The sequence below is a fragment of the Streptomyces sp. NPDC058092 genome, from assembly GCF_042884935.1.
Lineage (GTDB): Bacteria > Actinomycetota > Actinomycetes > Streptomycetales > Streptomycetaceae > Streptomyces.
This window is the reverse complement of sequence record NZ_JBHVSY010000014.1, coordinates 40945-64114: the sequence shown is the minus strand read 5'-3', so window position 1 is coordinate 64114 and position 23170 is coordinate 40945. Positions and strand designations below refer to the sequence as shown.

Sequence of the window (23170 nt, the reverse complement as noted above, 5' to 3'; positions counted from 1 at the left end):
TCAGTCGAGACGGGCAAGTTCGCCGTGGAGGCGGCCTGTCACCGAAAGCGGGACTGCCCTCAGCTGCGCAAGGTGGCACGCAGGCGCAAGCCGACAGTTGCGAGACCTTCGAAGGTGGCGAGCTGGTAGCTGGGTTCCGGTCCGGGCGGCTCGCTCAAGTGGTAGCAGCGGGCGGTCTGCGCAGTCAGGAGCGTCAGCATCGCCATGGCCAGAGCGGCTCCCTCGCAGCCATGCGGCCCGGTACCGAAGGAGAGGAAGACCCCGGGTTTCGCCGACGAGCCCGAATCATCGAGCCAGCGCTCGGGCTGGAACTGGTCCGGCTCGGGGTGTTCCCGTGCGTCGCGGTGGGCGGTGTAGGGGCAGACAAGAACCGTGGACCCGGCGTCGATGGTGTAGTCGGCGAGCTGAGTCTGCCGCGTGGCGCGCCGGGTTAGTAGCCAGCTCGGGGGGTGCAGTCGGAGCACCTCGCGTACCAGTGCCTGGGTGTATTGCAGGCTGTCGAGGTGGGTGCTGGTCGTCGCGGCCGGGTCCGCGGGCAGCAAGGCGGCTTCGGCCGCGACGCGGCCCGCTGCCTGGGGGTACCGGGCCAGGTGGAGCAGAATCCATCCGGCTGCCCGGGAAGGTGTCTCGAAGGTGGCGACGGTGATTCCGGGGAGAGGGTCGAGGATGGCCTCTTCCGGCAGTAGGCCATAGCGGGAGGAGGGCCGGAGCATCTGTCCCAGCACGTCGTCACCGAGCCGGCCCGATGAACGGCGTCGGCGGACGATGGGCCGCAAAGCGTCGACGAAGGCGACTTGCTGCCGTGTGCGGAACCGCCGTGCCGGTGTGGGGACCCAGCGCGGCCATACCCAGCGCGAGGGGTGTACGAGCACCTCCCGGGCCAGGAAGAGCTGTGAGGCAAAGGGCAGCAGGGTGGGAGCGTCATCGGAGAAGAGGTAGCGCACGCCGATCTCTGCCAGGGCGTGCCGGACCGGGGGCAGAATCTCGACGTCCTGGCCCGTGGGCCACTGTTCTGCAAATTGAGCGGTCCTGGGCGCTATCTCACCGATCCGGGCTGCAACCGCCTGCGGGCGTAGTCCGCGCATGCGGGCGGCGTGAGCGTGCGCACGCTCCTGGGGCGTCGGTGCTCCGCTCGACCGCTTCAATGGCGGGAAGAGGGGCGAGGGTGGCTTGGGGAAGTCCTGCGCGCGGTGCAGGACTGCTTCACACGGCCCGGCCGTAGCGGCTACGTAGACACCCGGCTCCAGTTGCCAGACGTCCCCGCACTCGGCAGCGCCACGGCGCGCCAGTGCCAGCCGGTCGCGGCTCCAGGCCGCGAAGCTGCCTTCGGGCAAACGCGGCGGCTCATTCATTCGGCCCATGGGATCGCCCCTGACTCTCGTATCCTGTCCAGGCCGAAATCGTCGGCAGCGTGGCTAGGAGCCGACGGGCGCCCGGGGGCTCCCGCCAGCAGTGCGGTCAGACCCGGTCGTCGCCGTCTTACGCACCCCAGTCGTGTACCCCGTACGCACCGTAGTGGCGGGTGAAGGACAGCTTGCCGAGCAGCTTGGCGATCATGATGTACTCCTCTCGCCTGTCTGAGCCCTCCCAGCAGAGGGTTCAGCAAAGAAGTTCTCGCATCCCATATTTCCACTCATGCCATATATGTCACATTCAGAGCATCAGTCGCACGCGTGGATATGGAGGCGCGTGCTTGCGGGCTGAGCCCGCAGCCAGCCATCGTCGGCCCGGTGCTGGATGTCAGTGCCGCGTCTCCCGGCCGCGAGGTGTGGCGACGCCGGTCACCTCAAGACCGGGGGCACCGACGCTCCGCACAGCGGCCGCAGCCGGCAGCGGTGGTCTGGCCGGAGCCGTCCGACATCGACGACCAGGACGAACGGAACGGACTGCACTGGAAGACCCACGCCCTTGTCGGATGCGCGGGACGCCCATTCGCCTGGGTCGACGACGAGGTCACCGACACCGATCGGGCCTGGGTCGCTGCCCATCATCAGGGGAAAGCCCTGCTCCATCGTGTCGACCCCCGCCATGGCCTGACTGGCAGCGACTACGCGGCTCTCGACTCGTGGCTGCGACAGCCGGCCTGACACGGCTGGAGAACGTGAAGAGGCCGCGAGAACGACCTGGTTGCGCTGTGTGGGACGGCACTACGCCGACCAGGCAACGACCGAACAAACAACCTGAAACCCCGTCAACCCCTCCTGACCAGCTGATCAGTATCTCCCGCGGGCCGGGGGAACCTCAGTCATTGCTGCACGCTCCCCGGATCTTGCCGCAACTGGTCGAGAAGCTGGTCGATGGCTGCCTTCGCTTCCATCACCGACGCGCCCGTCGCCTTTCGCCAAGTGCTGATCGCTTGGATACGGTCGCCCGCACGTGCGTGGGCAACGGCCAGCCGCGCGTGGAGCGGCTGGCCCGGCAGCCGGGCGGGAACGGGTCGGCCGCGTGGCTCGCCGCTGCGGCCGCTGGGGTCGAGCTCGTCGAGTGAGGAGTGCAGCCCATCGATCGGTGTACGCACTGCTGGCCGTGCGGTGCGGACCGCCACCAGTTCCCAGCGGACGTCCGTCTGCTCAGACCAGTCCTCGTCCAGTCCGATGCCCAGTAGCCCCGGATCGTCGATCAACTGGCAGACGTTGTAAATGAGGTCATGCTGCATCTGTCGCACCACATCGGTCAGATCGTCCGGACTCACGCCGCACGCCAGGATCCGGTGCAGCGCCGCCGCCGATGGGCTGCCAGGCACGCGCCCCTGCTCGTGGCCTCCTGACCGGGACCCGATCCACGACGGGGAGCCGTCGGTGTAGGCATCCTCGTCGACAACCATGTTCCACATGGCGGTAAGGAACGACTGACGTGCCTGTGCCTGCCAGCCATCGGGACGGGGGTCTTCGTCTTCGGCCATGTGCCAACACTGCCAGCCGTTGGTGGGGGCGCCGACGACGGGTAGAAGGGTTGCGCCATCGCTTCCCACTGTCACCTGGAATTGCGGCTGCCGGATCGTGCGAGGGCTTCCGGGCGGAGGATGCCGTCGAGGTCGGCCTGCATCAGGAGTTCCTGGGCCAGGACGATGTCGGCAACGGTGCGTCCGGTGACGAGCGCTTTCTGCGCAGCGGCGCCGGCCTGGGCGTAGCCGATGTGCGGGTGGAGGGCGGTAACGATGCCGATGGCGGTCTCCGCCGTGGCCCGGAGGTGGTCGAGGTTGGCGGTGATGCCGAGGGCGCAGCGCTCCGCCAGGGTCAGGCATCCGGCGTACAACTGGGTGAGGTTTTCGAAGGGCATTGAGCGATGACCGGTTCGCTGGCGTTGAGCTGGAGGGCGAATCCAGCCGGAGGCCGGAGTAGAGCAGGTTCAGGTCTTGGAGAGTACGACCGCGATGCGCTTGAGGGCCCCGGAGAGTTGGATCAACGCTCAGACATCCTGGATGGCTTCGACCAGGTCGGACGCGGTGCTGAGCGGGATGCCGGTGATTTCGGACAGGTACGAGCAGACCAGTTCGGCGTAGCGTGGAGGGGAGTTGAAGCCGGTGCCGATCGCCGTACCGCCCAGGTTGATCTCGCGAATCAGTCCGCATGCCTCGGCGGGGCGTTGCTCGTCCTTCTTTCCCAGTATCACCGCATGGGTTGCCGAACTCCGGGCCGAGCGGCGGCGGCACAGTCCTCGGCGGCGCGCCTAACTCCAGGGCTCAGCGGGGGCACCCCACGCGGCGGGAGCAGCCTCTATCAACGCCGCACCGCTGACGGCTCGTTGCTCGTTGTATCAGATGGCGGCCAGTCGGACATCGAAGGGGAACTCGACGTTCGTGCCGTCCTGGAAGGAGATCATCACGCGCGTCTCGGGGCCGTCCGGATGGTTGTCCAGCCATTGCACGCGCCTGATGATCGGAGTGAGTGCTCCGCCCGGGCCTACGAGTCGGTAGCCCTCCTCGACACCTCGGGAGGCCTGGGAATCAACGCGGGCTGGCGGCGGGCAGCTCGCTCGTCCCGGTAGTTATTCGCGCCCACGCCTTCAGATTATCCGAGTGTGCCAGCGCCGGTAGCTGGCGAAGGATGAGGGTCCGCACTTGAGTTGTGGTCAATTGACCTGCAGCGAGACGATCGAGCCCCGGATGGACGGGGTAGAGCAGTATCGACTGATTCAGTTACGTCAGGGAGCCGATGAGTACGAAGCCCGCACGTCCACGCAATCTGCTCAGATACCTAACGATCACATCCATCGCCATGATCGTTGTGGGGCTGTGCAGTTTCGCCACGATCGCGACATTCATCATACCGAACCACAGCAAGGCGATATCTACCTTGAAGAGCCATGGAGTTCAGACCAACGCGAATGTCACGAGATGCCAGCAAGCCCTCCACGACGAAAATGGTGGCGAGCTGTCCGTCACCTGCTGGGTGCGCTTTACCCCGGCCGGCGGGCGTTCCGTTGAATCGCCGCTGCAATTTAAGACACATCAGGTGAGGGACGGCTACACCATGGTAGTCGTGTACGACCCGAACGATACCGGCACAGTCGCCCTCCCCTCGGACCTCGGCTACTGGAATACCCTCACCAGGAACACTATCGATTTGCTTTTGCTGCTCATCTCAGCAGCAATGGTTCCGCTGGGAATCGCAGGTATCGCCCTGCGGAGACTTTTCGGGCGCTTCACGAAGCGGCACACGGAAAATTTCGATGAAATTGACCAGATCGCCACTCAGTACCTCAGTCCGGATGTCACTCAGGCCATGGCTCAGGTCTGGACTAAGGAAAAACCTTCCGGAAAGTGAGCACTCGCCTGACACATGGATGCTGAGCATGCACTGTTCCTCCGGCAGTAGCCCGCGACTTGCACCCCATCGATCCCTGAGCAGGCGAGGGTTTCTGTCGCAACAGCGCTTTCACCGGAACAGGCCGGAAAGGGCCTGACGATCGGAACCGCACAGCCCCACCCGGAATTGTGCATCGACGCTCAGTAGTTGGATTCCTCGGGCTCAGGCTTCAGACACGTACTCCTCCGGGTTTGCCGAAATCTCGGCGATGGATCCTTCGAGGAAGTCTTCAAACTCGCTGCGATGTAGCTCATCTCATCCAGATCGTGCGTGTACGCGATGATCTGGCCGAGTGCGCCCTTCTTCGCAGGGGAATGATCCTGTATCAGCTGCCCCTCGCCGGACTCGACGAAGAGTAGCCAGCCGTCATTGAACCAGCCTGCTTGGATTCGAGGATCCCGCGGCCTCGGATCGAGAGAATCCATGTACTGAGGGGCATTTTGCTTCATGGACTGTCGCCGGCCGCTTCCTCGACAGAGAGAAAATCGTAACCGCTCTCATAGCCGGGCCTGGCGAACACCGGCATCCAAGCCGGTCCGCCGTTCGCGTCCAGCCATGCGGCCCGCAGCCCCGGCTCCACCGAGAAATCGAGATCCCGCTCGATTACATGAATCTGGAACGCAGTTGCTGGTGAAGCAAGCTCGAGTCGGCCTTCGCACGTCCAGTAGATCTCTGCCAGAAAACCCCGATAGGTACTGAAGTCCATCGAGGACCTCCAGTGGAAGAACCTGCGGGTTTCGGCGGCGAGTTCGGCCCGGCTCCTGACCCGGCGGGTGTGAGGCAGGCTGCGTTTGAGGTCGGGGTTGACCAGCTCGTCCGGGTTCAGCTCGGGTGAGTACGAGGGCAGAAAGTGCAGCTCGATCTCGTCCTTGTGGCCGGCGAGCCAGGCCCGGACGGTCCTCGATCGGTGGGCAGAGTGCCGGTCGACGATCAGGTGGACCTTCCGGTCGGAATGTCTGGTGATCCGGGCGAGGAAGCGGCACATGACCTGCGTGTCGAACGATTCGGTGAAGACCATGAAGTGCATCCGGCTGCGGGCGCTGATCGCGGACACCGCGTTCACGGAGAACCGGTTCCCGGCGCGGCGGACAACCGGAGTTGTCCCTTTGGCGCCCCAGGTGCGGCCGGTGACCTGGTCCGAGCGGACCCCGACCTGGTCGCCGAAGAGGATTTCGCCGTTCTCCGCCTTCGACCCGGCCCGGATCGCGGGCCAGGTCTCCTCGCGCCAAAGGCGGACCGCTGCATCCTGCTCGACCGCCCGCTTGTCCGGACGCCGGAAGCTCAGCCCCCAACGCTCGAGGTACTTGCCCACGCCGGGCTCGGTGAAGCGGACTCCGTACAGCTTGAAGATCAGTTCGCCTATCTGCCCCCGCGTCCACAGCTGACCGGAAAGCCCCAGGTAGCAGGGGATGTGATCGAGGACAGCCTCCCGGGCAGCGGCCTGCTCGGCCTCGGACAGGACTTGATGCTCACCCACGAGACGGCCTCTCGGGCGCGACAGCAGCGCGCAAGCCGCACCGCCTTAACAACTGGAGAATCCGAATAGCCCGTCGCGCCCAGATGCCCCGCCGGAGCATTCCGGCGGGGCTTCGTCGTCTCACGCGCTCTCACACAGCCCCTATGGCTGGGTCACGACTGTATGGCCCTGACCAGGTGGAATACCTCGCGGGCGGCGTAGCGTTTGAGGCATCGGACGATTTCGCGGCGGGTCTTGCCCTGCTTGAGTCGGCGTTCGCAGTACTCCTGGGTGCGCGGGTCACAGCGCAGGCGGGTCTGCACGATCCGGTGGAGGGCGGCGTTGGCCTGCCGGTCGCCGCCGCGGTTGAGGCGACGGTACTGCCTCGCGCCCGAGGAGCGCTCGACGGGGCTGACCCCGCACAGCGCGGCAAACGATGCCTCACTGCCGAGGCGCTCCGGGTTGTCCCCCATCGTGATCAGCAGAGTCACGGCCGTGTCCGGGCCTATGCCCACCACAGCGAGCAGCTGCGGGGCGTGGCGTTCCGCGAGTCGGGCCAAGCGGCGTTCCAGGTCCTGGATCTGTTCGGTGAGTTGCTCGATCCGGTGGGCCAACAAGCGCAGGGTGGTGCGGGTGGCCTGCAGCACTGTCTCCTCCTCGCCCTCGTCGTTCTTGCTGTCGTCAGCGAACCGTGCGCAGGTACGGCGGAGGTCCGGGTTGTTCAGCCCGGCAAGCTCTTCGCGCAGGTCCGGGTGGGCGGTGACGAGGACGGCCTTGATCTGGTTGATGGCCTGGGTACGGGCTTTGACTGCCGACCCTTTGGTGAGCTTGTACATCCGGGCGATCTGTACGGGTCCGTCGCCTGATTTGGCCCGGGCGCGTGCCCGCCCGCTCAGCACCGCCCGGGCGGCGTTCTGGGCATCGAGGGGGGCCGACTTACCACGGAAACGGCGGTCGGTCCGGTCCGGCCGGTTCACCTCGAACACTTCCACGCCCTGGGACTGCAGGTAGCGGGACAGGGCCGCACCGAAGGAGCCGGTCCCCTCCACCCCGGCCCGCCGCACCGTGCCCCAACCGCCGGCCCACGCGAGTAGTCCGCGGTACCCGGCGGCGGTGGCCGGGAACTCTTCGGTGCCGAACACTGCCCCGAGCGGGGAGAGGACGGCAGCCACATGAGTGTCCCGGTGCGTGTCCACCCCGAGGACCACCTCCCCCGTGGGCCGGCGTCGGCGGGCACGCGGGGCAGGGGACGTACTGGACGTGCTCTTTCTGGGCATACCCGTTCGCCTTCCGGTCCGATGGCTCATCGCGTTGCCGGCACCAGCGCCCTGGGCAGCGGGCGCAGCCGGACCAGTACGAGTCGCACGACACGCTCCGGCTCACGTCCGCGGGCCGCCGCGCCTTCAGGCGCGCAGTTGGAACGGGCCCGCCGGCAGGCCGATCGGGCCCGGACCCTGGCCAGCCAAGGTTCCACGAAGCTGGGATCCAATCCCTTATCGACCCGAAACAGTTCAAGTTCGGCCTGTTCAGGTCCTGAATGCATATCGTCGCCACGATTGGCGCGTTTCGATCTCTGATATTTAGACGCAAATGAAGATGAAACGGGGCACAAAACCCAAGGCAGTGCAGGTACTTCCCACTGATCGACAGGGAAATTCCCATCCAGTGGGAGGACAGCCCTTGTGTGGCCGAAAAGAATCACTAATGTCCGGCAGGTGACATCAAGAAGGACCGCTCAGGGGCCGGGCCACCGCACCGGCGCGATCCTGGTCGCGCTCGCCGAGCAGACGACGGTGACCGCCCAGGATCTATCCCTGCGTACCGCGATTCCCATCAGCGCGGTCTACCGGCACTTGAACGATCTCGTCCAGCTCGGCCTCGTCAGTGCCACCCGCACCCGCGGCCGGTACTGCGCCGGCTCTCTCGCCGTACAGATGGCCGAGAACTACCGTCGCGAGACGCTCAGCGGCGGCGAGGTGAAGCGCCGACTGACCCGGCTGGCCGCCGACACCCAGGAGCTGGCTGCCCTCCTCGTCCCCAGTGGCCATCATGTGCTGTGTGTCGAGGCGGCCGAGGGGTCGCGGGTGATCAAGTGCAGCTTCTCCCCGGGCCTGACCAAACCGCTGACCTTCGGAGCCAGCGCGCAGGCGATACTCGCCCACCTCCCCGACGAGCGCGTCGCCGCGGTGAGCGAGGCCCACCGGCTCACCGCTGAACGTGTCGCGGCGCTCCACCTGGAACTGCGACGCGTCCGCGACTGCGGGTACGCCGTGAGCACCGGAGCTGTCGACGAGGGCGTCTGGGGCGTCAGCGTGCCCGTCTTCGACCGGCTCGGCGAGGTGACCGGAACCGTCAGCACCATGGCGCCCGAATTCCGGGTGCGCCGCAACCATCAGACGCTGCTCACCCTTACCCACGCCGCGGCTCAGGACATCAGTCGCTTCGACGAACTCCTGCCATGACGCCCCGACCTGCTACGCCCCGCGCCGGTTCCCGCCGCATGCCCGCACCGCACGCCACCGGCTGACGCGATCCAGTGTCCTGCCCAGCACCCCATCACCGCCATGAGTTCGGACTGCGCACCATGAACACCCACCCCAGCACCGCCACAGTTGCGACCCCGGCCAACGGATCCGCCATGGAAACGACTTCCGCCAACCTGTCAGCCACGGTCGCAACCCCCGACGTGACCTCCCGCCCCGCTTGGGCCGGCCGCATCGACGGTACCGGCCCGGCGCACAGACGCTGGCATTCCGCGGTCAACGCGGACGACGCCACCACCCCGGGTGCAGCCGTGATCGGCTTCCGCAGCGATGAAGGGGTGCGCCGCAACGGAGGCCGCCAGGGCGCCGCCGACGGCCCGGGGGAGATCCGCCGGGCCCTGGCCTCCAAGGCCCTGGACGCCAATATCATCGTCCACGACGCGGGTGACGTCAGGGTCGTGGGAGACGACCTGGAGAACGCCCACGACAGGCTCGCCGCCGCCGTCGCCTCCCTGATTCGCGCCGGCCATACCCCGCTGGTGCTGGGCGGCGGCCACGAGACCGCGTACGGCTCCTACCGGGGGCTCGCCAACAGCGGCGCCCTGGACGGGCGGCGGCTCGGGATCCTCAACCTCGACGCGCACTTCGATCTGCGCGAGGCATCGCGCGCCACCTCCGGCACCCCCTTCCGGCAGATTGCCGGCCTCGAGGCCGACCGCGGCGCGCCCTTCACGTACGCGGTAGTGGGCATCAGTGAGCCGAGCAACACCGCCGCCCTCTTCGACGCCGCAAATGCCCTGAACGTGGTGTACCGGACGGACGAAGAGTGCCAGGAGCGCCATCTTTCCGACGTGCTCGCCTTCGTGGCGCACTTCGTCGACTCTGTCGACGTCCTGCACCTGAGCATCGACCTCGATGTGCTACCCGCCGCGTCCGCCCCCGGCGTCAGTGCGCCCGCCTCAGTCGGCGTACCACCGACCGTCATCGTCGAGATCTGCAAGGTGGTCGCCGCCAGCCCGAAACTCACGCTGGTGGACGTCGTCGAGCTGAACCCGGCCTACGACATCGACCACCGCACCGCCGGGCTCGCCGCCCGGCTCGTCCACACCCTCACCGTCGGCTCCCACCGCACCCGGAGCCGCGCCACCGCGCCCACCGGTCCGGACGCCGTCACCGCCGGCTGACCGAGCCGTCCCACATCCCGGCGGCAGCCCACCGGGCGCCGCGTACGGACCGGCCACAACGGAGACCAGCACGTCCCGGACGCCCGCGCGCCCACCCAGCTCGCGGCAAACCGGAAGAGTCGCAGCACCCGTAGATCCGTCCCGCATACAGGTCCAATGGAGTTGAACATGGTAAGAGCACCCATAGGGCGAAGGGCCGCGGCCGTCCTGGCCGGGCTTCTCTCGTCCATTCTTCTGCTGGCCGGCGCCTCGCCCGCCGCCGCCGATCAGGCCGGCAAGGAGACTCAGAAGGAGGGTACCCAGAAGCTCGACCGGCTCCGCTCCGGCCAGGCGACCCTGCGAGTGGGTACCGACGCGACGTTCCCGCCCTTCGAGTTCACCGACGCCAAGGGCGGCAAGATCGGCTTCGACGTCGAGCTGGTCCGGGAACTGGCCAAGCGCGTGGGCATCAGGAAGGTCACGTTCACGCAGATGCCGTTCGCCAACATCGTCCCGGCGCTGCAGGCCCACCAGATCGACGTCGGCGCCTCCGCGATCTACATCAGTGACGAGCGGGCCAAGGTCGTGGACTTCACGGACGTCTACTACCCCGGCGGCCTCGCAATGTTCGTCTCCGACCGCAACGACTCGGTGCACACGCTGAACGACCTGGCCGGTAAGAAGGTAGCGGTGCAGGTCGGCACCAAGTCTGTGGAGTGGCTCAAGGAGCACCAGCCCCGCGCCCAGCTCGTGACCGTGCAGACCAACGAGCAGATGTTCTCCTCCGTGAAGCTCGGCCAGGCCGACGCCGTCGTCACCGGCGCGCCAGGCGGTCAGTACTTCATCGCCCAGCAAGGCGGCCTGAAGCAGGTCGGCAAGCGGTTGACCGGCGAGAACTACGGATACGCGTTCCCGAAGTCGGATTCCGCGGTGACCGCCGCGTTCGACTCCGCGCTCAAGGACATGAAGACCGATGGCTCGTACGCGAAGCTGACCGGCAAGTGGTTCGCTGCCAAGGGCGGCGCCAAGGCCCAGAAGGACCACCCGCTCCTCAACCCCGCGACGATCGTAGACTCCTGGGATCAGATCTGGCACGGCCTTCTGGTCAGCATCGTGGTCATTCTGCTGTCGCTCTGCCTCAGCCTGACCCTCGGCATGCTCGGCGGCTTCGCCAAGCTCAGCAAGATCCTTCCGGTGCGCTGGCTGGGCAACGCCTACGTCTCCGTGATCCGCGGCACCCCGTTCGTCGTCCAGCTGTTCTTCATCTACTTCGGCTTGCCCCAGCTCGGACTGCAACTGCCGCCCATGGTCGCCGGCGTGATCGCCCTCGGCCTCTACAGCGGCTCCTACGTCACCGAGATCTTCCGCGGCGCCGTGCAGTCGGTGGACCGCGGCCAGATCGAGGCCGCCCGTTCTTGCGGCATGTCCCACGGCGCGGCCATGCGCTATGTCGTCGTCCCCCAGGCGTTCCTGCGAATGCTGCCCCCGCTGGGCAACGAGTTCGTGTCGCTGACCAAGAACTCCGCGCTGGTCTCCTTCATCACCATCGGTGAACTCTTCCTCGTCGGCCAGACGATCATCTCCCGCACGTTCGACGCGCTGACCGTCTACCTGTTCATCGGCCTCCTCTACTACGTCCTGACCAACCTCATCGGATCCGCGACCCACGCGATCGAGAAGAAGATGGCGGTGTATGTCTGATGGCACTCCTGGAAACCCACGGCATCACCAAGGCGTATGGCGACCACGAGGTGCTGCGCGGCATCGACTTCACCGTCGATCCGGGCCAGGTCGTAGCCGTCATCGGCCCCAGCGGCGGCGGCAAGTCGACCTTCCTGCGCTGCCTGAACCTGCTTGAGACGCCGACCACGGGGCATGTCGTCTTCGCCGGCGACGAGCTCAGTGCGACGCAGTCCAACCTCAACCAGCTGCGTGCCCGTATGGGTATGGTCTTCCAGCAGTTCAACTTGTTCCCGCACATGACCGCACTGCGCAACGTCGTGCTGCCGCAGATGAATGTGCTCGGGCGCAGCCGCGAGGAGGCCGAGAAGCGCGGCCGCGCCTTGCTCGGACGGGTCGGCATGAGCCACCGGGCGGACGTCTTCCCCAACCGGCTCTCCGGAGGCCAGAAGCAGCGCGTCGCCATTGCACGGGCTGTGGCCATGGACCCGCAACTGATGCTCTTTGATGAACCCACGTCCGCGCTGGATCCAGAGGTAGTCCACGACGTCCTCGATGTCATGAGCGGTCTGGCCAAGGACGGCATGACCATGGTCGTGGTCACCCACGAGATGGGATTCGCCCGGAAGGTCGCTGACCGCGTCGTATTCATCGACGGCGGCCGGATCGCCGCGGACCTGCCGCCCGAGGAGTTCTTCTCACCGGCCAACGACAACGACCGCATCAAGGCCTTCCTGGCCAAGGTCCTTTAGACCGACCGGCAAATGGAGGGCGGCGTCGCGGGGCTGGGCACGCACATCTGCCGCGTTGTCGTCAATCACCATGGCTCCGCCATGCCTCAATCCTCCGCCTTGCAGCTGCACGCACCCAACCCCGCTCCTTCTCCCACCCCCCATTTGCCGGTCGGTCTTAGCCTCGATCGTTCATGAGTCCTCGTCGGTTCGCTGACGGGGGCTTCGTGCTCGCGAGGTGCGGTCTTTTCGGGGTTGGGGCAGGGTGGCGGCCCGGCTGTCGGGTCGGGTGTGCGCCGGGTTCCACGCCAGCTCCTGGCCCGTACCGGAGCTGCCAACCTGACCGCTCTGGCCAGCGGAGGACCCCAAACCGCCAACTACCTCACCACACGCCAGGGACGACAGCACTACGACGTGCCCACCTTCGCCGCCACATCAAGCGTTGACGACGGCGGGGGCCCGCATGCGGGCGGACCACATCGTGCCACGAGGGCCGAAGGTTCCAGGAAACGGCCCGGTTGACGGCAGCGTTCGGCAGCGGGCGCCGGTAGCGCCACGGTCAGCTATCAGGTCAGCGAAGCGTCTCGGGACGTGCGACGAAGCGGGCAAGATCCTCGGCGGCACCGCGAGGCAGGCGGCGACCATCGCCTCCGGCAATGTCGTGATCACGGCCCGCAGGCGCGCGCCGAGCTCTGGCAGCGGGGTCCACGATCCAGAACACCCGCTTGGCGCCGGCGTACGGCTCCTGGCTCATGACCTGGACGACCAGGGCCATGAACGGATCGATGCCGGTGCGCGGCTCGGTGCGGCCATGCAGTTCATCCTGACACGCCGGGAGCAAGGGCTTCGGCGAGCGTGCCCAAGGTGTCAGAACCACGCCCTTGTCGACAGCCTGCGCGTAGCGGGCGAGGAGGCGCTGGCACCGGTCCGCTTCACCTGCAACTGCGTCATCCCCGAAGCCACCCATGACGCACTCGCCGGCGACCAGGCCCCCGCCGAGCGCTGAGCGTCAGTCCTTCTTGGCCCAGTAGTTGGCCAACATCTGTCCAGGCCACGCGGGCCCGTGGACTTTCCCGCGCGACCCCATCTCCACGAAGAAGGGCGACAAGTTGCAGATCTTCGTGCCGACGACGGCATCCAAGTCGGTCATGTATAGCCGGAGCACGTCGACCTTGAGGAGCCGAGGGAGACTGCGCGAGCTGATTGGGGCGCCGGTGATTGCGATGGGCGAACGTACCCGTTGTCGGCCACTGTGGATTCCCGCGAGGGCTGCGTGCGTGGTAATCGACGCCAACAGGAGCCCCCTGACATGGACTCCCTGGAGGCGTCCCGTTAAATCACCAACCTTCGCTGTCTGGCCGGCCGCCAGGCCGCGGCTGACGGGATCGCTCCGAGCGGGGGCGGCGGCTGGGTGACGTCGTTGCGGTTGCCGCTGGCCAAAAGGACCGCGAGCGGAGAGCCGCGCCCGTCGGTCACGGGCATGACCGTGAAACAGCCGAAAGACCATCTGCGCAGGTCAGCGAGGTGCAGCCACCCATCGCGGCAAGTCACGGGGCCGCCTGGTCTCTTCCGGGACATCTGATCGACGAAAGCCGCCACTCCCTCTCTGACCAGGGAAAACGCTAGGTCAGAAGGGGGCGGCGGCGTCCGTGGGAGTTCTCTGGGACTTTGCGCCTGATGTAAGGGAGAGCTGCCGGGAGTTGATCCCGGCCGGCAGTGTGTTCGCGTTCCTGGCCGAGCACCGTGAGGTGCTGTTCCCGCCGGGGATGTTCGCGGACATGCATCCGTCGTCCAACGGCCGTCCGAGTCTACCGCCGCAGCTGCTGGCCACGACGGTGGTGCTGCAGAGCCTGCAAGGGCTGTCGGACTTCGAGACGGTCCAGGAACTGCGGTGTGACCTGCGGTGGAAGGCGGCTTGCGGGATGCCGGTCTTGGTGCTGATCTCGCCGTAGCTGGCGCCGTGCCCCTTCAGCAGGCGTCCATACTCGATTTTGTCTCGGGGGTGGGCCATGGGGCGGCCGGCGGCTTCGGCCACGACGCGGGCGTGGGCGGCTCGCTCGGCGGTGAAGGTGCGCTCCATCTCGGCGAACTGGGCGAGCAGGAGGAAGGCGATGCGACCGATGCCCTCATCGGCCGTGTTGATCGGCAGAGGGCCGGCCAGCGAGCGCACACCGATCTGCTTGTCGTTCAGGTCGTGGACGAGGTCGAGGACTTCGCGCAGGTCCGGGCCGAGCCGGTCGAGTTCGGCTTCACCGATGTTCTCCGCGGCCAGTGCCGCCGGCGGCTCCAGGAGCAGCCTCATCTCGAACAACTCCTCCGCCCCCTTGCGCATCAGCAGGTCAGTGGTGCGACAGCCCGGGAGCGACCGCTTGACCACCAGGCCGTCGGACTCCAGGCGGGCCAGTGCCTCGCGCACCGGGGGCGGTGAAACGCCGAGCTCGCGAGAGCGCTTCGATGCCCAACCGGACACCGGGCTCGATCAGGTGGTCCATGACCATCGACTTGATCGCCTCATGGGCGCTGTCCGTCAGCACCTCTCTCCGTTCGGCCCACGGGCGACATCGATTGGTGCACCATCGGCCGTGGATCCTTCCGCTTTGCCCGTGATCGGCCGCATGGGCTCCACCCCCACTTACACAAATCCTATGTGATTTCGCCTAGAGCCCGCTCGACCGGCACCCCTTCCGGGACCAGCACACAACCTTGGGGTGCTGCGAATTAATGGATCTGACCAGCAAGTTAAGAAGGAAGGGCACATCCGCACGAGGCGAGCGGCGCACAGGTCTTGACGGGACGGTTGTTCCTCGCACAGCATCACGAGCAACCAAATCCTATCTGATTTGCCGAGGGCAATTATGACCCGTACCAGATCGGCACTGTCCGCCGCGCTCACCCTTGTCCTTCTCGGTACCGCCTCGGCGGCCTGCACCGTCAAGAATTCGGGCGACTCGTCGCGTACCACCGCGTCCTCGAAGACAGGGGGCGGGACGGCGGACCTCGCCGACGGCTCCCGTGTCAGACTCGCGTTGGTCCCGGGCGGCGCACACCCTTACTTCCAGCCGTGGAAGCGGGCCGGCGCCCAGTCCAAAGAGACCCTGGGACTGGGCGACGTCTCTTTCAACGAGACCGCCGAGTGGGACCAGCAGAAGCAGAACGACCTGCTGTCCACCCTCGCTGCCCGCGGCTACAACGCCTTCGGTGTCTTCGGCGTGTCTCCCACCGACATCAACACCACGTTCGCCGACCTGAAGTCCCAGGGCTTCGCTGTGGCATCGCTCGCCTCCTGCCCCGCCGGCGGCCGCAATGAGGCCGACTTCTGCCTCTCCACGGACGTGGGACTCGCCGCCTACAAGGCCGCGAAGGCCACCATCACGGCGATGGGCGGCAAGGGCTCCCTCGTCCACCTGACCGGCAACAACGTCGACGCCAACACTCAGCTGCGCATCAAGGGCGTAAAAAGGGCGGTGGCCGAGACCGGTGGCAAGGTGACGCTGCTGCAGACGATCACCGACATCGACAAGGACCTGCAGACAGCGCAGAAGGCCGTCTCCGACCTGCTCGCCGCCAAGGGCGCCCAGATCCAGGGCATCGTCGCGACCGCGTACAACCCGGCCGTGGCCGCCGCCGAAGCCGTGCGCGACTCCGGCTCCACTGCGAAGGTGGTCGCCATCGACGACGACGCCAAGATCCTCGCCTCGATCAAGACCGGCTCCGTGAGCGCCACCGTCGTCCAGAACCCCGTCGGCCAGGCCGAGATCGGCGCCTGGGCGCTGGCGCTGCTGCAGACCAAGCAGTGCCGCATGAAGAAGCCCGGCCAGGTCGTCGACTCCGGATCCTTCGTCGTGACCCAGCAGAACGTGACCTCCTACGACACCACCCGCAGGGCCAGGACGGCCGCGTTGAAGAAGCAGTTCGCCGACGAGTTCCTCACCTGCGGCTGAGCCGCCCCACCCCGGATGACGGAGAACCGCGCATGAGCATCATCACCAAGGCCACCGCCCTGCTGGCGGACATCGCGGTGGAGACGGACCGCACCGACGCGACGCAGTCGTTCGTCAAGCAGGAGACGATCCTGGTCCTGCTGACCACCGACGACGGCGTCGAGGGCACCGGATACGCATACACCATCGGCACCGGCGGCAGCTCCGTCCTGGCCCTGCTGCGCGACCATCTGCTGCCGCTGCTGCCCGGACAGGACGCCCGCAACGTCGAAGGCTTGTGGCAGCAGCTCTTCGGCATCACGCGAGCGACGACGACCGGCGCCATCACCTCGCTCGCCCTCGCCGCGATCGACACCGCTCTGTGGGACCTGCGCTGCAAGCGGGCGGGTGAGCCCCTGTGGCGGCTGGCCGGCGGCCACCGTCGCGAGGTCCCGGTGTACGACACCGAAGGCGGCTGGCTGCACCTGAGCACCGAGGACCTGGTCAAGTCGGCGCGCGCGGCCCAGGAAGCACGGTGGTCCGGCATCAAGATCAAGGTTGGCAAGCCGCATGTCGCCGAGGACGCCGAGCGCCTCCGCGCCGTCCGGGAGGCTGTCGGGCCCTCCCTGCACATCATGACCGACGCCAACCAGTCCCAGTCGCTGTCCTCCGCCGTTCAACTGGCCGCCGCGCTCGAACCGTACGACCCGTACTGGCTCGAGGAGCCCATGCCGGCCGACGACATCAGCGGCCACGCGCGGCTCGCCCGCTCGACCCGGATACCCGTCGCGGTCGGCGAGTCGATGTACGCGCCGATGCAGTTCCGCAGCTACCTCGAGGCCGGCGCCGCCTCCGTGGTGCAGGTCGACGTCGCCCGAGTCGGCGGCATCACGCCGTGGCTGAAGGTCGCCCACCTGGCGGAGACCTTCAACGTCACGGTCTGCCCGCACTTCCTCATGGAACTCCACGTCAGCCTGGTCGCGGCAGTGTGCAACGGCGCATACGTCGAGTACATCCCGCAGTTGCGGGCCGTGACCCGCACCGAGATCACCCTGCGGGACGGGCAGGCCGTCGCTCCGGACGAGCCGGGCATCGGCATCGACTGGGACATGGACGCCGTCGACGGCCGGAGGGTGTCTTGAAGACCGCCGGCGCCGCCGAGGGCGAGACGGACCGCCCCGCCCTCACAGCACGCTCCGTTCACCGCCTGCCGTTCTGGGTCGACCAGCGGCTCGGCCTGCTCGTCCTGATCGTCGCGCTCAGTGCTCTCTTCGGCGTCCTGCGGCCGGCCTTCCTCGACGAACAGCTGGTCCTCTTCCCACTGCTGCGGGACATCTCCATGCTGACCGTGGTGGCCCTCGCTCAGATGGCCGTGCTGTCCATCGGCCACATGAACCTCGCCGTCGGACGCATGGCCACCTTCGGAGCCTTCTTCGCGGGACTCGGTTACGACCGGCTCTCCATGCCCCTGCCGCTGGGCCTCCTGCTGTGCCTGGCCGCCGGATGTGCCATCGGGGCACTGACCGGCTGGATCATCGCGCGCACCGGGGTGAGCTCCTTCGTCGTGACCCTCGCGATGGACTTCGCCCTGCTCGGCCTGGTCTCGCTGCTGTACTCGGCACTCACCGACAACGCGGCGTTCACCTCCCGGCCCGCCGGTCTCACCGAACTGCGGTCCTACTCCCTCGCCGACATCTGCGTGGGGCCGGTCTGCGGATCGCCCGCCATCCCGCAGATGGCCCAGTTCACCGTCCTCGCCCTCGCCGGTCTCGGCTTCCTGTACGCCCGCACCCGTATGGGCCGGGAGCTGCTGCTGACCGGCGCGAACCCCAACGCCGCCGAACTCTCCGGCATCCCCACCGGTCGCCGGATCGTCCTCGCGCACGCACTGTCCGGGCTGCTCGCCGCACTCGCCGGCTTCATGGCGGCCGTCGGCACCGGCACCTTCCGCGCCTCCATCGGCGAGGACTTCATGCTCCCCTCGTTCCTCGGCGCGGTCCTCGGCGGCACCCTGCTCACCGGTGGTGTCGTCTCGGTCACCGGCGCCCTGCTGGGCACCGCCTTGGTGAGTGTCATCCGCAAGGGTCTCGACCTCCTGGGCGTGGGCCTGGAAAGCCTCAACATCTACCTCGGTTGCGTGCTCCTGCTGGCCCTGTCCGCGGACCGGGTGCGCACCGTGGTGTCCTACCGCAAGGTGGTGCGCTCCACATGACGACGCTCCGTATACGGGGAGCCGCGACGGTCCCGGCGCTGCGGCGCTTCACCCGGTCCACCACGATGACGCTGCTGTGTGTGGTCGTCGCGGGCTACGTTGCCCTGGGGATCGCGTCTTCCGGTTCCTTCTTCGAAGGCCCTTCCGTCCGTACGTTCCTGCAGTACCTCGCCACCCCGATCCTGATCGGCATGGCCCAGATGGTCGCGCTCTGTGTCGGGCAGCTCAATCTCGCCGTGGGCGCACTGGGCGGGTTCAGTGCCTGCCTGATGGGCGTGCTGATGGCGGACAACGGCGTGCCGGCGGCCGTCGCCGTGCCGGCCGGGGTGCTGGCTGCAACCCTGATCGGTCTGGTCACCGGCGTGTTCATCGTCGCCACTCGGATCAACGGCTTCATCGTCACGCTCGGCACCATGACCATCCTGCTGGGCGCGCAATACCGGCTGTCCGGCACCCGCACGATCGACGGATTCCCCGCCGCGCTGCGGGACTTCGGCCGTGCCGCGCCGCTGAACATCCCCCTCGTGTTCGTCACCGCGCTCGCCGGGGCGGCCCTGCTCGCCGCGTTCATGTACCGCACGGTGGCCGGGCGCCGGCTGCTGGCCGCCGGCGGCAACCCGCTCGCGGCCCGGCTGTCCGGCATCTCCACCGATCGTCAGATCGTGTTGGCCCACACACTGTCCGGACTCCTCGTCGGCATCGCGGCGATGACCGCCACGGCCTCGCTGCCCGGCGTCAACCGGAGCGTGGGCGGCGACTGGCTGCTGCCCAGCTTTGCCGCTCCCATCATCGGCGGGGTCGCGCTGACCGGTGGCTCGGTGGCCGTCTTCGGCACCGTGCTCGCCGCCTTCGTCATGCGCCTCATCGACACCGCGCGTGCCCAGTTCTCGCTCGACCCGAGCTGGGTCAACTTCCTCATCGGCCTGGTCGTCCTCGGCACCGTCGTCGGTGGCCGTCTGCATACGAGCCGCTTGGAGAAGAGGGGCACGACAGCCGGCTGCAGACCACCTGCACCGCCCGGCGGTGACACTCAGTCCGCCGTCGGCCTGCCGAGCGCCGGAGGCACCCGATGAGCGAAGTCCTCCTGGAATGCGACGGCATCGTCAAGGTCTTCCCTGGTGTCCGCGCCCTGGATGATGTGGGGCTGCGCCTGACCGCCGGATCCGTGCACGCGCTGCTGGGCGAGAACGGCGCGGGCAAGTCCACCTTGATCAAGATCCTCACCGGCGTCCACACGCCGGATGGCGGACGGCTGCTCCGGGACGGTGACGAGATTCACCTGCGCTCACCGCTGGAGGCCACCCGGGCCGGCATCGGCGTCGTCCACCAGGAACGCAACGTGATCCCTGGCTTCTCCGTGGCCGAGAACATCACGCTGCAGAGCCCGCCCTCCCGGCGCGGCCTGTTCGACCGGGAGGCGATGACGGAGTCGGCCAGGCGCTGTCTGGCCGAACTCGGCCTGGACCTCGATCCGCACCGGCCGGTCCGGGAACTGTCAGTGGCCCAACAGCAGTTGGTGGAGATCGCCAAGGCCCTGCATACCGAAAGCCGGGTGCTGTTGCTCGACGAGCCGACGGCCTCCCTGTCCCCGCAAGACTCCGAGCATCTCTTCGACGTCGTGCGGCGGCTGACCGCGCGCGGCACCTGCGTGGTCTTCGTCAGTCACAAGCTGGAAGAGGTCTTCGCGATCTGTGACACCGTCACCGTCCTGCGGGACGGCCGGTCCGTGCTGGAGTCCGCACCGCTCGCCGGGCACACCCAGGACGATGTCGTCACCCTCATGGTGGGGCGCGCGCACACGACGACGGAGCTGAGCCCGCGCGCCGGGGACACCTCGGCCGCCCCGGCCTTGTCCCTGGTGGACGTCTCGACAGCGGCGGGCCACCAGGGCGTCTCCATCGACGTGCGCCCCGGGGAAATCGTCGGCCTCTACGGTCTGGTCGGGGCGGGGCGCAGCGAACTGGTCAAGGCCGTGCTCGGACTGGAACGCATCACCGGCGGTGAGATCCGCGTCCACGGCAGGGCGGCGCGGATCGGCTCCCCCCGCCAAGCACTGCACGAGCACGGCATCGGGTACCTGACCGAGAACCGCAAGGAGGAGGGCGTCTTCCTGGGACAGCCCATCGACCGGAACATCACCGTCACGGTGTGGAGGAGGCTCGCCCGCGCGCTCGGCTATGTCTCCTCTCGTCAGGAGCGCGACACCGCACAGGATCTCGTCCAGCGCCTCGGCATCCGGATCGCCGGCCTGCGGCAGAACGCGGGGGAACTGTCCGGCGGCAACCAGCAGAAGGTCAGCCTGGCCAAGTGGCTCGCGGTCGACACCCGTCTGCTGATCGTCGACGAGCCGACCGTCGGCGTGGACGTGCGCACCAAGCACGCCTTCCACGAGCTGATCTGGGAACTGGCCGCGGGCGGCCTTCCGATCCTGCTGATCAGCAGCGACCTGGCCGAGATGGTCACCCTGGCGGACCGGATCGTCGTGATGGCCGACCACCACATCCGCGGTGAGGTCGACAACGACCACGACTACGAACGGATGAGCGGCCGCGTCATCCGCATCATCCACGACCGGACCGTCCCGGCCGTGGCCACGGAGGGCAGCACCCCATGAGGCGAGTCGCACAGGTCATCCGCGTACGCCCCGACAAGATCGACGAGTACCGGCACCTGCACCTCGATGTGCCGGAACCAGTGCTGCGACAACTGCGGCGCTGCCACATCGCCAACTACTCCATCCACCTCCTGGGCGACCGGCTGTTCGCCTACTTCGAGTACCACGGCGACGACCTGACGGCCGACCTCGCCGTCATGACCGCCGACCCCGCCACCCAGGCGTGGTGGCGGCTCACCGAGCCGTGCCAGCAGCCCGTAGAAGAAGCCGCGCCCGGCGAGTGGTGGGCCTCTATGGAACAGGTCTTCTTGATGGAGTGAACCGCCGGCAGGACCGCAGCGCGCCCTGTACAGCTTCGGGGGCCGTCCTGTCGCTCACTCGCGCCACGGCCGCCGAGCGCGGTGCTCGACGCCCGCCGGCCGCTGGGCCGGCGGGTCATCGCCGACGAGGTCGCCGCCGCGGCGGTGTACCTGGCGAGTCCCGCCGCCGCCGGCGTCACGGGTACCTCGCTCGCCGTGGACGGCGGTATGCGCGGGGCAGCGGGAACCGTGGAGTGCTTACGTGCGTGGAATGGCCGCCCTGCCGAACACGGTGTGCAAGCTCTCCGGCCTGCTCACCGAGGCCGACTGGTCGTTGTGGACCGTCGAGGACCTGCGGCCATATGCCGACACGGTGCTCGACGCGTTCGGCCCGGGCCGGCTGATGTACGGCTCCGACCGGCCGGTGAGCACTCTGGCCGCGGCCTACGGCGAGGTGGTGGCGGCCTCCCGGGAGCTCACAGCCCAGCTGAGCGCCGCCGAGCAGCAGCAGGTGTGGGCCGGCGCAGCCGGCCGGGTCTACCGGATCGAAGACGACCGGACGCGCCGAGCAGACGGCGGCCGGCCACTCACGCCTCGTCGAACCGGCCGCGCTGACGCTCCAGGCTGCGCGTGAGGTGGTCGGCCATGGCCTCGGCGGCGCGGTCGGCCCGGCGGCGCAGAATCGCACGTGCCACGCGCTCATGCTCGGAGAGTGTGGGCTCGCGCGCGTCCTGGAGGCTGCTCAGCCGGAAGAGATGCAGGTGCGAGTGGAGCCTCTCCACGGCCTCCGCGAGCAGCGGCCGGCGGGCCGCCTCGACGACGGCTTCGTGGAAGCACTGGTCCAGCGCGGCGAAGTCACGGTAGGCCACATACGGCCCGGCAGGGCCAGGGCGGGACTGCATGTTTTCCAGGATTGACTCGATCACGTCGAGCTGGGCTTCCTCCGCGTTCGTCGCGGCCAGCGCCGCAGCCCGCGGCTCCAGCAGCAGCCGCATCTCGAAGAGCTCCTCCACCGCTTCCCGCGTCAGCAGTTCGGTGGCGCGGTATCCGGACAGGGAACGCTTGACGACCAGCCCGTCGGCTTCGAGGCGGGCCAGCGCCTCACGGACGGGGGTGGACGAGACGTTGAGCGTGCGGGCCAGGGCCTCGATGCCGACACGGGCACCTGGGGCGATCTGATGGTCCATCACCATGGCCTTGATGTCCTCGTAGACGCTGTCGGCCAGCACTTGGCGGACCGGCGGCGGAGCCGCCGGGGCGTCGCCCACGTGGGCCTCAAAGGCGGACGGGTCGGATGCCGGCATCCCAGAGGCCTCCACTCCTGCTCTACGGCGTCATGGTCAGGGCAGTTTACCGAGTATCGAACCTTGCACGCCCTGCACCGGTGCAGCATGGACGTCATGCGTGAGAGAGGTAGCGGTGGCCTGCTCGGGCAGTCGGGTGCCGACCGCGGAGTCCTGGGCACTGGCCGCGGTGACGACCATGGCCGGGAGCAGCCCGACCGTGTCGGCGATAATCCTCCGCCTACTTCCGATGATCTTCTCCCGTACATCGACCCGGAAGCCACTCCTATCGCGTTGCTACCACGAGCTTGACGTCGCTGGACAGGCAGAAGCACCAGCCAATCACATAGGATTTTGCTCCGCACTGCCGCGCAAGATGTCGACTTGATCAATCCCGGTGCACAACTTCGCACTTCAAAGCCCCACACCCGAATCACGACGAAGCTCGCAAGACCCTTGACTGCCCACCGACAAGTCGAAATCATATACGAAGCTGTCCCACCCGCTTCGAGGAGGTAGGC

Annotated in this window: 18 protein-coding genes and 8 pseudogenes; 15 read left to right on the top strand and 11 right to left on the bottom strand. The window is 67.6% G+C overall.

What is annotated here, in order from left to right:
• Positions 1 to 59: 59 nt before the first annotated feature.
• Positions 60 to 1085, bottom strand: a complete 1026-nt coding sequence (locus tag ACFVV1_RS23230; protein ID WP_389992261.1) for a cytochrome P450 — start codon at positions 1083 to 1085, stop codon at positions 60 to 62.
• A gap of 750 nt (positions 1086 to 1835) precedes the next feature.
• Here ACFVV1_RS23230 and ACFVV1_RS23225 point away from each other — a divergent pair.
• A pseudogene (locus tag ACFVV1_RS23225) lies at positions 1836 to 2087 on the top strand (hypothetical protein); the annotation flags it as partial.
• Positions 2088 to 2245: 158 nt separating this feature from the next.
• Here ACFVV1_RS23225 and ACFVV1_RS23220 read toward each other — a convergent pair.
• The 3 genes from ACFVV1_RS23220 to ACFVV1_RS23210 form a co-directional block, all read right to left on the bottom strand.
• Positions 2246 to 2902, bottom strand: a complete 657-nt coding sequence (locus tag ACFVV1_RS23220) for a hypothetical protein (protein ID WP_389992258.1) — start codon at positions 2900 to 2902, stop codon at positions 2246 to 2248.
• A 71-nt stretch (positions 2903 to 2973) separates the two neighbouring features.
• Complete coding sequence (locus ACFVV1_RS23215; protein ID WP_389992255.1) at positions 2974 to 3279, bottom strand: hypothetical protein; 306 nt, start codon at positions 3277 to 3279, stop codon at positions 2974 to 2976.
• A 129-nt stretch (positions 3280 to 3408) separates the two neighbouring features.
• The gene (locus ACFVV1_RS23210; RefSeq protein WP_389992252.1) at positions 3409 to 3612 is read right to left on the bottom strand and encodes a lyase family protein; all 204 of its coding nucleotides are present in this window, start codon (positions 3610 to 3612) and stop codon (positions 3409 to 3411) included.
• Positions 3613 to 4154: 542 nt separating this feature from the next.
• Between ACFVV1_RS23210 and ACFVV1_RS23205 the strand changes: the two genes are divergently transcribed.
• A complete protein-coding gene (locus ACFVV1_RS23205) occupies positions 4155 to 4766 on the top strand; it encodes a DUF3592 domain-containing protein (RefSeq protein WP_389992249.1) in 612 nt (203 codons plus the stop codon).
• A gap of 754 nt (positions 4767 to 5520) precedes the next feature.
• Here the strand turns inward: ACFVV1_RS23205 and ACFVV1_RS23200 are convergent.
• A pseudogene (locus ACFVV1_RS23200) lies at positions 5521 to 6327 on the bottom strand (IS630 family transposase); the annotation flags it as partial.
• A 110-nt stretch (positions 6328 to 6437) separates the two neighbouring features.
• The gene (locus tag ACFVV1_RS23195; RefSeq protein ID WP_389992247.1) at positions 6438 to 7460 is read right to left on the bottom strand and encodes an IS110 family transposase; all 1023 of its coding nucleotides are present in this window, start codon (positions 7458 to 7460) and stop codon (positions 6438 to 6440) included.
• Positions 7461 to 7979: 519 nt separating this feature from the next.
• Here ACFVV1_RS23195 and ACFVV1_RS23190 point away from each other — a divergent pair.
• The 4 genes from ACFVV1_RS23190 (at position 7980) to ACFVV1_RS23175 (ending at position 12342) form a co-directional block, all read left to right on the top strand.
• On the top strand, positions 7980 to 8726 hold the full coding sequence (locus ACFVV1_RS23190; RefSeq protein ID WP_389992244.1) for an IclR family transcriptional regulator: 747 nt from the start codon (positions 7980 to 7982) through the stop codon (positions 8724 to 8726).
• Between the two features lie 176 nt (positions 8727 to 8902).
• A complete protein-coding gene (gene hutG / locus ACFVV1_RS23185) occupies positions 8903 to 9931 on the top strand; it encodes a formimidoylglutamase (RefSeq protein ID WP_389992241.1) in 1029 nt (342 codons plus the stop codon).
• Between the two features lie 168 nt (positions 9932 to 10099).
• Entirely contained in the window at positions 10100 to 11611 is a 1512-nt protein-coding gene (locus ACFVV1_RS23180) for an ABC transporter substrate-binding protein/permease (RefSeq protein WP_389992238.1), read from the top strand.
• A complete protein-coding gene (locus ACFVV1_RS23175; RefSeq protein ID WP_389992235.1) occupies positions 11611 to 12342 on the top strand; it encodes an amino acid ABC transporter ATP-binding protein in 732 nt (243 codons plus the stop codon). The genes ACFVV1_RS23180 and ACFVV1_RS23175 overlap by 1 nt, the downstream gene beginning before the upstream one ends.
• Before the next feature lie 550 nt (positions 12343 to 12892).
• Here ACFVV1_RS23175 and ACFVV1_RS23170 read toward each other — a convergent pair.
• From ACFVV1_RS23170 to ACFVV1_RS23160, 3 genes and pseudogenes are all read right to left on the bottom strand, one after another.
• The gene (locus ACFVV1_RS23170; RefSeq protein WP_389992231.1) at positions 12893 to 13288 is read right to left on the bottom strand and encodes a hypothetical protein; all 396 of its coding nucleotides are present in this window, start codon (positions 13286 to 13288) and stop codon (positions 12893 to 12895) included.
• Positions 13289 to 13330: 42 nt separating this feature from the next.
• Positions 13331 to 13619 (bottom strand): annotated as a pseudogene (locus tag ACFVV1_RS23165) (TrmO family methyltransferase); the annotation flags it as partial.
• A gap of 82 nt (positions 13620 to 13701) precedes the next feature.
• Positions 13702 to 13797 (bottom strand): annotated as a pseudogene (locus tag ACFVV1_RS23160) (IS5/IS1182 family transposase); the annotation flags it as partial.
• A 173-nt stretch (positions 13798 to 13970) separates the two neighbouring features.
• On the opposite strand from ACFVV1_RS23160, the pseudogene ACFVV1_RS23155 reads away from it, so the two are divergent.
• Positions 13971 to 14252, top strand: a pseudogene (locus ACFVV1_RS23155) (transposase); the annotation flags it as partial.
• A gap of 143 nt (positions 14253 to 14395) precedes the next feature.
• Here the strand turns inward: ACFVV1_RS23155 and ACFVV1_RS23150 are convergent.
• Positions 14396 to 14623: pseudogene (locus ACFVV1_RS23150) on the bottom strand (recombinase family protein); the annotation flags it as partial.
• A gap of 553 nt (positions 14624 to 15176) precedes the next feature.
• Between ACFVV1_RS23150 and ACFVV1_RS23145 the strand changes: the two are divergent.
• The 8 genes and pseudogenes from ACFVV1_RS23145 to ACFVV1_RS23110 form a co-directional block, all read left to right on the top strand.
• Complete coding sequence (locus ACFVV1_RS23145; protein ID WP_389992228.1) at positions 15177 to 16262, top strand: sugar ABC transporter substrate-binding protein; 1086 nt, start codon at positions 15177 to 15179, stop codon at positions 16260 to 16262.
• A 32-nt stretch (positions 16263 to 16294) separates the two neighbouring features.
• Positions 16295 to 17383 carry a mandelate racemase/muconate lactonizing enzyme family protein gene (locus ACFVV1_RS23140; protein WP_389992226.1) on the top strand — a complete coding sequence of 363 codons (1089 nt, stop codon included), beginning with the start codon at positions 16295 to 16297 and terminating at the stop codon, positions 17381 to 17383.
• Between the two features lie 65 nt (positions 17384 to 17448).
• Complete coding sequence (locus ACFVV1_RS23135; RefSeq protein ID WP_389992536.1) at positions 17449 to 18453, top strand: ABC transporter permease; 1005 nt, start codon at positions 17449 to 17451, stop codon at positions 18451 to 18453.
• Positions 18450 to 19526 (top strand): ABC transporter permease, encoded by a 1077-nt coding sequence (locus ACFVV1_RS23130; RefSeq protein ID WP_389992224.1) that lies wholly within the window; start codon positions 18450 to 18452, stop codon positions 19524 to 19526. The genes ACFVV1_RS23135 and ACFVV1_RS23130 overlap by 4 nt, the downstream gene beginning before the upstream one ends.
• Complete coding sequence (locus ACFVV1_RS23125) at positions 19523 to 21067, top strand: sugar ABC transporter ATP-binding protein (protein ID WP_389992221.1); 1545 nt, start codon at positions 19523 to 19525, stop codon at positions 21065 to 21067. Before ACFVV1_RS23130 ends, ACFVV1_RS23125 begins: the two co-directional genes overlap by 4 nt.
• A complete protein-coding gene (locus ACFVV1_RS23120) occupies positions 21064 to 21387 on the top strand; it encodes an L-rhamnose mutarotase (RefSeq protein WP_389992218.1) in 324 nt (107 codons plus the stop codon). Before ACFVV1_RS23125 ends, ACFVV1_RS23120 begins: the two co-directional genes overlap by 4 nt.
• Positions 21388 to 21465: 78 nt before the next feature.
• Positions 21466 to 21603, top strand: a pseudogene (locus ACFVV1_RS23115) (SDR family oxidoreductase); the annotation flags it as partial.
• A pseudogene (locus ACFVV1_RS23110) lies at positions 21593 to 22000 on the top strand (amidohydrolase family protein); the annotation flags it as partial. The pseudogenes ACFVV1_RS23115 and ACFVV1_RS23110, both read left to right, overlap by 11 nt.
• On the opposite strand, the gene ACFVV1_RS23105 reads toward ACFVV1_RS23110, so the two are convergent.
• Positions 21954 to 22670, bottom strand: a complete 717-nt coding sequence (locus ACFVV1_RS23105; RefSeq protein ID WP_389992215.1) for a GntR family transcriptional regulator — start codon at positions 22668 to 22670, stop codon at positions 21954 to 21956. The pseudogene ACFVV1_RS23110 and the gene ACFVV1_RS23105 sit on opposite strands and share 47 nt — an antisense overlap.
• Positions 22671 to 23170: the final 500 nt, after the last annotated feature.